This is a genomic window from Micropruina sp. (assembly GCF_047607385.1).
GTDB lineage: Bacteria > Actinomycetota > Actinomycetes > Propionibacteriales > Propionibacteriaceae > Micropruina.
This window is the reverse complement of record NZ_JASGDE010000219.1, coordinates 1-9,803: the sequence shown is the minus strand read 5'-3', so window position 1 is coordinate 9,803 and position 9,803 is coordinate 1. Positions and strand designations below refer to the sequence as shown.

Below are 9,803 nucleotides of genomic sequence, written 5' to 3'. Positions count from 1 at the left end.
TCCCTAATCAGTTCTGCCCTCCCGTCGACGGGAGGGCAGAACTGATTAGGGAGGGCCGAGCCGGTCAGGGTCTCCCCGAGCGCGGCTCGACGGAGTAGCCTGGCTGCGATGGCGATGGGGCTCGCCGACAACCGCGAACGCTGACGGTCCCTGGTGAACGACGGGATCGCCATGACGACAGCACCCCTGGTCACTCGACCGTTCGACCTTCCCGACACGCCGCCCGAAGCGGCGCTGCCCAGCCTGCTCAACCCCGGCGGCCGGCTCCCGGACGCCGCGGCCCCGTCCGACGCGCTGACCGACCTCCACCTGGACGCGGTGATCGAGGCGATGGCCCCGGAACCCTTCCAACAGGCGGCCTGGCGGCTGCTGCCGGACGACCCGGTGGTGGTGGCCGGCCGGCAGGCGGTGGTCCGCGACCTGCGGCGTCCGGAGATCCGGGTCGCCGCCGACGACTTCATCGCGGCGGTGACCGACGCCCGCGCCGCCATCGCGGCGGCCGCCGGCAGCCACTACGCGCTGCCGGCCCAGTTGCGGCTGCTCGCCGCCCTGCGTCGCTTCGCCGAGTCCGTCCGTGGTTTCGCCGGCCAGCTGGCCGGGCGGCGTCCGGAGCTGGCCGGGCTGGGTGCGGTCGCGGACGTCCTGGCCGGCTACCTCGGCGGCCCGCAGTACGCCGAACTCTCCGACGGCAGCGCCACGCTGCTCGCCGACCTGTGCGGCCCGGCGGCGACGCTGGGGGTGGTGACCGACACGGTGTGGGCGGACGCCGACGGCGGCGAGCCGCCCTGGGGTGCCCTGGTCCAGGACCTGTTCGCCCGCTTCGCCGGCTCCCCGCCGCTGGGCGAGGACCGGCCGCTGGCCCGTCCCCGGCGCGACCTCAACCACATCGAGGCCCAGGCGGTCGGGCTGATCGCGCAACTGCGACCCGAACCGTTCGGACGGCTGCGGACCTTCCTGGCCCGCCCCGCCGCCACCGTCCACCCGGAGCTGATCCGGCTGGCCGACGAGCTGCGGTTCTTCCTGGGATGCCTGCGGGTGGTCGACGAGCTGGCCGCCCGGGGCGTCCGCTGGTGCCTGCCCCGGGTGACGCCGGCGCCGGGAGCCGTCGACGTCCGCGGCATGATCGACCTGGCCCTCGCGCTCAGCGTTCCGGACGCCCTACCGGTGCCCAACGACCTGCGGCTGGCGGCCGGGCAGCGCGAGGTGTTCGTCACCGGCCCGAACCAGGGCGGCAAGACCACCTTCGCCCGGGCCGTCGGACAGCTCGCCTGGATGGCCGCGCTGGGACTGCCGGTGCCGGCGGCATCCGCCACCCTGCCGCTGCATCGTCCGGTGCTCACCCACTTCCCGCGGCCGGACGATCCGGCGCGGCAGCGCGGCGGCCTGGCCGAGGAGCTGGCCCGGCTGCGCGACGTGCTGCGCTCCGCTTCCCCCTCGGCGCTGGTGATCCTCAACGAGCTGCTCTCCACCACCTCGGTCGACGACGCCCTGCAGGTGTCCCGGCTGGCGTTGCGGAGCTTCGCCGGAATCGGCTGCCGGGTGCTCTGGGTGACCTTCCTGGACGACCTGGTCAGCGGCGCGTCCGGGGCGGTGAGCCTGGTCGGGCAGCTGGCCGCCGACGATCCGACCCGACCCACCTTCGAGTTCCGCGAGCAGCCGCCGGCCGGGCACGCCCACGCCCGGTTCCTGGCGGCCCGCTACGGACTGTCCGCCGACGACCTGGCCAGGAGGCTGCGATGAACGTCCGGCTGCTCTACCCCGATCGGGACGCCGACCGCGACGCCGAGCCGCCTGACGGCGCCCGGGAGCTGATCGCCGACCTCGACCTGGCCCCGGTGCTGGAGGCGATGCAGCCCGACCGCGACCTCGACCGGGTCTGCCCGGCGGTGCTGTTCCGGCCGCTGACCGACGCCGGCCAGGTGCTCTGGCGCCAGCAGGTGCTGACCGACGCGCTGGCCCAGCCCGACCTGATCCCGTTCCTGTTCGAGCTTGCCGGCACCGCATTGCAACGCCGCCGCTCGGTCTGGCTGTACGGCGGACGCTCGGCCGACTCGCGGCTGACCAAGGCCCGCTACGAGATCGAGGCGCTGCTGCCCAGCCTGCGGGAACTGGTCCGGTTCGCCACCGATCGGCTGCCGTCGCTGCGCTCCGAGGCGCTGCGGCAGTTCTGCCGGCGGCTCCGGGACGACTTCGGCGACGGCTACCTGGACGAGGTGGCCGGGGTGCTGGCCCAGCTGCGGTTCCCCGACGGCCTGGCCGCCCGGGTCCGGGTGGAGCCGACCGGGCTGCTCGGCACCCCGGAACTGCTGCCGCCGCCGCCCCGGTCCTGGTGGCAGCGCCGGTTCGTGCCACCCGGGCAGGTCCGCTTCACCCTGCCGGAACGCGACGAGGCGGGTGCCCGCGCGCTCGGCGAACTGCGCAACGACGCCCTGGCCGGCCTGGCGCTCACCATGGACGCCGCCGGCGCCGAGCTGGCCGGCTTCTTCGCCCAGCTGCGCTGGGAGACCGGCTTCTACCTGGGCTGCCTGCAGCTGCACCGCCGGCTGACCGCATCCGGGGTGGCGATCTGCTGGCCCGAGCCGGCCCCCGCCGGCGACGAACTGGTCGTCGAGGGGCTGTCCGGGCTCAGCCTGGCGGTGCGGGACGGAGCGGCCCCGGTGCCGAACGGCCTGGCCGGGCCGCGCGTCCGGCTGGCGGTGATCACCGGCGCCAACCAGGGCGGCAAGACCACCTTCCTGCGCAGCGTCGGCTGCGCCCAGCTGCTGCTCCAGGCCGGCATGTTCGTGCCCGCGGTGCGGTACCGGTCCAGCCTGGCCAGCACCGTGCACAGCCATTTCCGCAGCGCCGAGGACGACGCCCCGGGCGCCGGCAAGCTGGCCGAGGAACTGGACCGGATGAGCCGCATCGTGGACCGTTGCCGGCCCGGTGACCTGCTGTTGCTGAACGAGCCGTTCTCCTCCACCGATGAGGTGCAGGCCGCGTTCATCGGCTCCGACATCCTGGACGCCCTGCTCGGCCACGGCGTCCGGGTGCTGCTGGTCACCCACTTCCAGCGGCTCGCGCTGCACTACCGGGGACGTCCGGACGCCTGCTTCCTGCGCGCCGAGCGGCTCTCGGACGGCACCCGCAGCCACCGGCTGGTGCCCGGTGCGCCGGAACCCACCAGCCACGCTCTGGACATCTACCGCCAGGCGATGGGCCAGGACGACGAATACCCGCAAGGCGACGAATCGACGGAAGGAGTGGCATCGTGACCGATCTCTATCTGTGCCGGCACGGACGGACGCCGCTGAACGCGGCCGGGGTGCTGCGCGGCCGGCAGGATCCCGACCTGGACGAGGTGGGCCGGGCGCAGGCCCAGGCCCTGGCCGAGCGGCTGGCCGGCGTCCACCCGGCCCGGGTGGTGTCCAGCCCGCTGCGCCGGGCCGTCCGGACCGCGACCCCGCTGGCGGACGCGGCGGGACGTCCGGTGCAGACCGACCCCCGGCTGATCGACCGCAGCTACGGACGCTTCGACGGCACCGCCGCGGAGCCGCTGATCGCCCGCTACGGCTCGCTGGACGCCGCGCCCGGCGTCGAACCGGCCGCCGAGTTCGCCGAACGGGTGCTGGCGGCGGCGAACGACTGGGCGTCCGGACCGGGACCGGTGGTGCTGGTCACCCACGATGCGGCGATCCGGATCCTGCTGGCCACGCTGCTGCCGGACGCCGGGGTCACCCAGCTCGACACCGGCGGCTCGGTGCTGCTCACCCGGGACGCCGACGGCTGGCTGCTGGCCGGCGCCTGACCCCACTCGGCCCTCCCTAATCAGTTCTGCCCTCCCGTCGACGGGAGGGCAGAACTGATTAGGGAGGGCCTACCGCCCCCGGGCTTCCCGCCGGGCGACCGGCGTGACGGATCAGCGTCCGTAGCCGAGTGCGCCGTCGCCGGCCTCGATCTGGATCAGCCGGTTGTACTTGGCGATCCGCTCGCCACGGGCCGGCGCGCCGCTCTTGATCTGTCCGCACCCGGTGGCGACCACCAGGTCGGCGATGAAGGCGTCCGGGGTCTCACCGGAGCGGTGCGACACCATCTGGCCGTAGCCGGCGTCGTTGCAGATCCGCATCGCCTCCAGGGTCTCGGTCACGGTGCCGATCTGGTTGACCTTGATCAGCGCGGCGTTGGCGATGCCGTCGGCGATCGCGGCGGTGATGATCGCCGGGTTGGTGCAGAAATTGTCGTCGCCGACCAGCTGCACCCGACCGCCGAGTTCGGCGGTGAGCTGCTTCCAGCCCTCCGGGTCCTGCTCGCCCAGGCCGTCCTCGATGCTCCAGATCGGGAAGCGGTCGAGCATCTCGCCGTAGCGGGCGATCAGGTCCGCGCTGGACAGCTGGTTGCCGTTCACCCGGTAGCCGCCGTCGGCGAAGAACTCCGACGCCGCCGGGTCGAGCGCGATGCCGACACCCTCCGGGCCGGTCGGGTAGCCGGCGGTGGTGATCGCCTCGACGATCAGCGCCAGCACCTCTTCGGGTTCGGCCAGGTTGGGCGCGAAGCCGCCCTCGTCGCCCAGTCCGGTGGCGTGGCCGCCGGCGGCCAGCAGCTTGCGCAGCGCCTGGTAGACCTCGGCGCCGGCCCGGACCGCCTCGCGCATCGAGGTCGCGCCCAGCGGGCAGACCATGAACTCCTGGAAGTCCAGCGGGTTGGGCGCGTGGGCGCCGCCGTTGAGCACGTTGAAGCAGGGCACCGGCAACCGTGCCGGACGTCCCACGCCGGGCAGCCACTGGTACAGCGGTTTGCCGGCCGAGGCGGCCAGTGCCCGGGCCAGGGCCATCGAGGTGCCGATCAGCGCGTTGGCGCCCAGCCGGGCCTTGTTGGGGGTGCCGTCCAGGGCGCACATGGCGGCGTCCACCTCGGCCAGGTCCGACCAGGAACGGCCACTGAGCGCGTCGTTGATCTCGGTGTCGACGTTGCCGACCGCCTTGGTCACCCCGGCGCCGCCGAAGCGGGCCGGATCGCCGTCGCGCAACTCGACGGCCTCGCGGGAACCGGTGGACGCCCCGGAGGGGACGCCGGCCTCGGCGAGCGTGCCGTCGGCCAGCCGCAGCGACACCGTCAACGTCGGACGTCCACGGGAGTCCAGTACCTCGAGTGCCTGAACCCGATCGATTTCGAAAGCCATCGCCGGCCCCTTTCGCGTTGTCGGGCCCCCACTGTGAGGGTCCGAGGTGCGCAGCCCGGCTGGCGAGTGGAAGAGAGTAAGCGGTCTCCCCACCACCGTGGGCAGCCGAGCTGCGCACGAGGTAGGGACCGTTGGCCGCCGAAGCGACAGTTTGCTTGATGCGGGCGAGCCCCACCGCCCACATGTGACTCTAGCGGCCCCGCGACGATCGCGGAAGCGATTGCCCGGACTGCTTCGGGTGTCGCTCCGCGGTGTACCGATTTCCGCGGTCGATGCAGTTCATCGGCCAGCCGAAACGATTCGGTTCTCATCGAACGCGGAAATCGGTATTTCAGCCCGTGACGAGATTCGTCTGGTGCGGGCTCACACCCGGTAGTCGACGACGACGGGGGAGTGGTCGCTCATGCGCTGCTCGTAGGACGGCTCGCGGTCGGTGCCGCCGGTGATCGCCGACGCCGCCAGCTTCGGACTGGCCAGGTGGTAGTCGATCCGCCAGCCGGTGTCGTTGGCGAACGCCCGGCCGCGCCAGGTCCACCAGGAGTTGGGTCCGGGACGGTCGGGGTGCAGCCGGCGCACCACGTCCACCAGGGTGCGCGGGGACAGCGTCGTGTCGAACCAGGCCCGCTCGTCGGGTAGGAAGCCGGAGTTGCGCTGATTGGCCCGCCAGTTGGTCAGGTCTAGCTGGGTGTGGGCGATGTTGAAGTCGCCCATCACCAGGAACTCCCGGTCCTCCCGGGCGGCTTCCCGCCGGGTCCGGGTCAGGTGTGCCCCCAGCGAGGACAGGAAGCGCAGCTTGCGGCGGTGCTTGTCCGGGTCGGCGTCCGGCCCCTCCCAGGAGGCGCCCTTCGGCACGTACACCGACGCGATCCGCAGCGGCGGCCCGGACGGCGGCTCCAGATCGATTTCCAGGTAGCGGCCCTCGTGGTCGAAGGCTCGGCTGCCGAAGCCCATCCGGACCGCGGACGGCGTCCACCGGGTCAGCACGCCGACCCCGTTGCGCCCGGCCAGCAGGCCGGGATGGTAGATCAGCCGGTGCTCCGGCCAGGCATCGGTCGGCAACTCCTCGTGCGGGCAGCGCACCTCCTGCACGGCCACCACGTCCGGCTCCCGCCGGGCCAGCCAGTCGCCGAAGCCGCGCCGGACCGCGGCCCGGATGCCGTTGACGTTGGCGCTGGCGATCCGCAGGGAAGAACTCACCCGGTCACGCTAACGGACCGCCCCGTCCCGTCGCTGGTAGCACGGTGCTGAGCCTCAACCGGCTGGTCAGCGACCGACTCGCACACGCCTGACGGTAAGGAAAGTCCCCAATCTCTTGGTTAACAAAGGACTTTGTAGTACAAAGTAGTTTATGAAGACGAAGGTACGAGCCGCAGCGGAGGTCGCAGGCCGGCCGGTCCAGCCGGCGCCGGCGCTGTCCACCGGCTGGGCGATCGGCCTGCCGGTGCTGCGGATCGGCTTGGTGGCGGTGGTGTCGGTGCTGACCTGGGGAGTCGTCCAGCTGATCGAGCCGGGGGTGGCCTTCCCGCCGCCGTCTCTGCTGGCCAGCTTCGCGATGCTTCCGGTCAACCTGGTCTGCCTGTTCCTGATCGGTCGGCTGCTGCGTCGCTCCGGCAGTTCGATCCGTGAACTGCTCGGGTTCGACCGGCGCCGGCTGGGCCGCGACCTGGCGCAGGGCGTGCTCTGGCTGCTGGTGTTGTACCTGCCGTTCGTCGGCACCATCCTGCTGGTGACCTGGCTGCAGCACGGGGCCGAGCTGTTCGTCCGGATGCAGACGATCTTCTTCGATCCCGCCGCGGTGCCAACGCTGAACCCGGTCGCCTGGACGGTGATCGGCGTGGTCACCGCACTCACCTTCGCGCCGCTCAACGCCCCGGCCGAGGAGCTGCTCTACCGCGGCGTCTCGCAGGGTGCGTTGGCGCGCCGCTTCCCGGTCGTGCTCGCGGTGCTGATCCCGTCCGTGCTGTTCGGGTTGCAGCACCTCTGGTACGCGGCGACGCCGGACGCCGTGGTCACCTTCGTCTGCGCGTTCTTCGTCTGGGGCGTCGGCTCGGGACTCATCTACCTGCGCCAACGCCGGTTGATGCCGCTCGTGCTGGCGCACGGCCTGGTGGATCTGGTGTTCACGCTGCCGGCGCTCGCCCTGACGTTCCTGATGGCCGGACAAGGAGGCTGAGCCATGAACGATCACGACACGACACCGACGCCGGCCGAGATGCTCGCGCTGCTGCAGAACCAGCAGCGCAGCGTCGAGGGCAAGCTCGGACGGTTCGTCCCCGCCATCCTGTTCGGCTGGGGCGTGGCCTGGCTTGTGGGGTTCCTCGCCCTGTGGCTCGCCGACGGCGGCGCCGCCGGGTTCGTCCTGCCGTTCGCGGTGGCCGCGCCGCTGTTCGCGGGCTTGCTGCTGGGCGCCGGCGTGCTGTCCACCGTGCTCGGCATCCGGTCGGGACGCGGCCTGCGTCCGAGCAAGGAGAGCGCGTTCGCCGGCATCGTCTACGGCAATCTGTGGTGGGTGGGCAGCCTGGGCGTGGTGGTGATCGGACAGGCTCTGGTGGCCCGGGGGATGCCCGCCGACCTGCTGCGGGTCTACTACCCGTCCGCGTTCATCCTCTTCTACGGCGTCATGTACGTCGCGGCAGGCCTGCTGTGGCGCGCCCTGCCGATGGTGCTGCTCGGCGCCTGGTCGATCGTCGTCGCTGCGGTGGCGGTGCTGGCTCCACCGCCCGCGCACTACCTGGTCTGCGCGATCGGCGGCGGTGGCGCGTTCCTGCTCGTCGCCGCCTGGACGCAGTGGTGGTCCCGGCGGGCCCGGCGCGGGGTGGCGGAGGCCGCGGATGGCTGACCTCGACCCGGTCATCCACGCCCAGCCGCGGCTGCGGATCGTCGCGACCCTGGCGACGCTGGGGGAGACCGAGCAGCTCTCCTTCCCTAGGCTCCAGGACCTGCTGGAGATGACCGCGGGCAACCTGTCGACGCACCTGCGCAAGCTGGAGGACGCCGGGTACGTGTCGGTGGAGAAGACCCACCGGGGCCGGATCCCGGTCACCTACCTGGCGCTCACGCGGACGGGCCGCCGGGCGTTCGAGGACTACACCACCCAGCTGCGGGCGCTGCTGGGCGGCGAGTCCTGACGCCCCGCGCCGGCGGCGTCCGGTCGACTACCGGTAGTTGGTGAACTGCACCGGGAAGTCGTAGTCGGCTTCCTGGATCAGCCGCTGGCAGGCCTGCAGGTCGTCCCGCTTCTTGCTGAACACCCGCAGTTCGTCGCCCTGGATCTGGGTCCGGACGCCCTTCGGCCCGGAATCCCGGATCAGCTTGGCGATCTTGCGGGCGTCGTCGCCGGCGATGCCCTGCTGCATGGTCGCGGTCAGCTTCCAGATCTTGCCGCTGATCCGCGGCTCACCCGGCTTCAGCGCCTTCAGGTCGATCTTGCGGCGCACCAGCATGGTCTGCAGCACGTCCAGCACCGCCTTCACCCGCTCCTCGCCGGACGCCTCCAGGTCGACCACGTCGCCGGTCAGCTTGATCGCGGCGTCGGTACCCCGGAAGTCGTACCGGTTGCGGATCTCCTTGGCGGTCATGTTGACCGCGTTCTCCAGCTCTTGCTGGTCAAATTTGCTCACCACGTCGAAGGAGCTGTCCCCAGCCATCGTCCGTCCTCACCTCTGCTTGTCTCGATTGGTCGGCGCACCGTCGGTGTTGCTATGTTTGTCCTCGCCCAAGAGCACGGCAGGTTGCCCGAGCGGCCAAAGGGAGCGGTCTGTAAAACCGTCGGCATCGCCTACGTAGGTTCGAATCCTACACCTGCCACGCGCCAGAAGTGGCCTCTGATAAGCCTGAACGGTGAGTCAGAGGCCACTTTCGCGTCATCGGGCCTACCCTTGGCGTCATGAGCGCGGAACGGGGCGAGTTGCACGAGCTCGTCGATGCGCTGCCCGACGACCAGGTCGTCCGGGTGCTCGCCGACGTTCGTCGGCGGTTGCCTCGCCCGACCGAGCCGGTGTGGCCGCCCGCGTTCTTCGGGATGGGTGTCGACAAGGAAGGCCGCACCGACCTCTCGGTGAGTGTGGATGAGGTCCTCGCTGGCGGCTTCGGCGTCTCGCGTTCGTGACCTCCTTGCTGAGGTGTCGCCGGTCCCCGGGTCTGCTTCTGCTGACGGCGCAGGTTCTGGTGAACCTCTGCCGGGATTGAGCGGCTTGTCGTCATGTGCCGCTACATCTCCGTGGTGTCACCACCCGTCCGGTGGGCGACCTTCTGCCAGTACGCGAGGTTGTCGCGGGCGACCTTGGTGTCGGGGTGGTCGGGGCCGAGCACCCGCTCATAGATGGGCAGGAGTTCAGCGAATGCGGCGGCAGCACCAGCCGCATCACCAGCTTCCCCGCGCCAGCGGGCGAGGTTGCCGCGGGTGCGCAGGGTGTCGGGATGTTCGGGGCCGAGCAGCCGCTCCCGGATGGGCAGCAGTTCGGCGAATGCGGCGGCAGCACCAGCCGCATCACCAGCTCGCCCGCGGCAGTAGGCGAGGTTGTGGCGGGCAAGCAGGGTGTCGGGATGTTCGGGGCCGAGCAGCCGCTCCCGGATGGGTAGGAGTTCAGCGAACGCGGCGGCAGCACCAGCCGCATCACCAGCTCGCCCGCGGCAGTAGGCGAGG

11 protein-coding genes and 1 tRNA gene are annotated in these 9,803 nt (G+C 71.7%); 8 read left to right on the top strand and 4 right to left on the bottom strand.

Features of this window, described 5'->3' with window-relative positions; translation table 11 throughout:
* Nucleotides 1-171: 171 nt before the first annotated feature.
* The 3 genes from QM582_RS18910 to QM582_RS18900 are packed head-to-tail and all read left to right on the top strand — an operon-like array spanning nt 172 to nt 3,787.
* Nucleotides 172-1,740, top strand: a complete 1,569-nt coding sequence (locus QM582_RS18910) for a MutS-related protein (RefSeq protein ID WP_415087046.1) — start codon at nt 172-174, stop codon at nt 1,738-1,740.
* Nucleotides 1,737-3,254 (top strand): MutS-related protein, encoded by a 1,518-nt coding sequence (locus QM582_RS18905; RefSeq protein ID WP_415087044.1) that lies wholly within the window; start codon nt 1,737-1,739, stop codon nt 3,252-3,254. The genes QM582_RS18910 and QM582_RS18905 overlap by 4 nt, the downstream gene beginning before the upstream one ends.
* A complete protein-coding gene (locus tag QM582_RS18900; RefSeq protein ID WP_415087042.1) occupies nt 3,251-3,787 on the top strand; it encodes a histidine phosphatase family protein in 537 nt (178 codons plus the stop codon). Before QM582_RS18905 ends, QM582_RS18900 begins: the two co-directional genes overlap by 4 nt.
* 111 nt (nt 3,788-3,898) lie before the next feature.
* On the opposite strand, the gene eno is transcribed toward QM582_RS18900, so the two are convergent.
* The gene (gene eno, locus QM582_RS18895) at nt 3,899-5,158 is read right to left on the bottom strand and encodes a phosphopyruvate hydratase (RefSeq protein ID WP_415087041.1); all 1,260 of its coding nucleotides are present in this window, start codon (nt 5,156-5,158) and stop codon (nt 3,899-3,901) included.
* Between the two features lie 363 nt (nt 5,159-5,521).
* The gene (locus QM582_RS18890; RefSeq protein WP_415087048.1) at nt 5,522-6,343 is read right to left on the bottom strand and encodes an exodeoxyribonuclease III; all 822 of its coding nucleotides are present in this window, start codon (nt 6,341-6,343) and stop codon (nt 5,522-5,524) included.
* Nucleotides 6,344-6,506: 163 nt separating this feature from the next.
* On the opposite strand from QM582_RS18890, the gene QM582_RS18885 reads away from it, so the two are divergent.
* From QM582_RS18885 to QM582_RS18875, 3 genes are read left to right on the top strand one after another with little or no spacing between them, the layout of a single operon-like run.
* On the top strand, nt 6,507-7,331 hold the full coding sequence (locus QM582_RS18885) for a lysostaphin resistance A-like protein (protein WP_415087039.1): 825 nt from the start codon (nt 6,507-6,509) through the stop codon (nt 7,329-7,331).
* Nucleotides 7,332-7,334: 3 nt separating this feature from the next.
* On the top strand, nt 7,335-7,997 hold the full coding sequence (locus tag QM582_RS18880) for a hypothetical protein (RefSeq protein ID WP_415087037.1): 663 nt from the start codon (nt 7,335-7,337) through the stop codon (nt 7,995-7,997).
* Nucleotides 7,990-8,286: a transcriptional regulator gene (locus QM582_RS18875; protein WP_415087035.1), complete on the top strand. Its 297-nt coding sequence runs from the start codon at nt 7,990-7,992 to the stop codon at nt 8,284-8,286. Before QM582_RS18880 ends, QM582_RS18875 begins: the two co-directional genes overlap by 8 nt.
* A gap of 27 nt (nt 8,287-8,313) precedes the next feature.
* Here QM582_RS18875 and QM582_RS18870 read toward each other — a convergent pair whose 3' ends face one another.
* On the bottom strand, nt 8,314-8,805 hold the full coding sequence (locus QM582_RS18870) for a YajQ family cyclic di-GMP-binding protein (RefSeq protein WP_415087033.1): 492 nt from the start codon (nt 8,803-8,805) through the stop codon (nt 8,314-8,316).
* 78 nt (nt 8,806-8,883) lie between these two features.
* Here QM582_RS18870 and QM582_RS18865 point away from each other — a divergent pair.
* Together QM582_RS18865 and QM582_RS18860 are read left to right on the top strand one after the other, a co-directional pair.
* Nucleotides 8,884-8,965, top strand: a tRNA-Tyr gene (locus QM582_RS18865).
* A 79-nt stretch (nt 8,966-9,044) separates the two neighbouring features.
* Complete coding sequence (locus QM582_RS18860; RefSeq protein ID WP_415087032.1) at nt 9,045-9,266, top strand: hypothetical protein; 222 nt, start codon at nt 9,045-9,047, stop codon at nt 9,264-9,266.
* A gap of 101 nt (nt 9,267-9,367) precedes the next feature.
* Here QM582_RS18860 and QM582_RS18855 read toward each other — a convergent pair.
* The coding region (locus tag QM582_RS18855) for a tetratricopeptide repeat protein (protein WP_415087030.1) at nt 9,368-9,803 on the bottom strand (436 nt) is incomplete at its 5' end.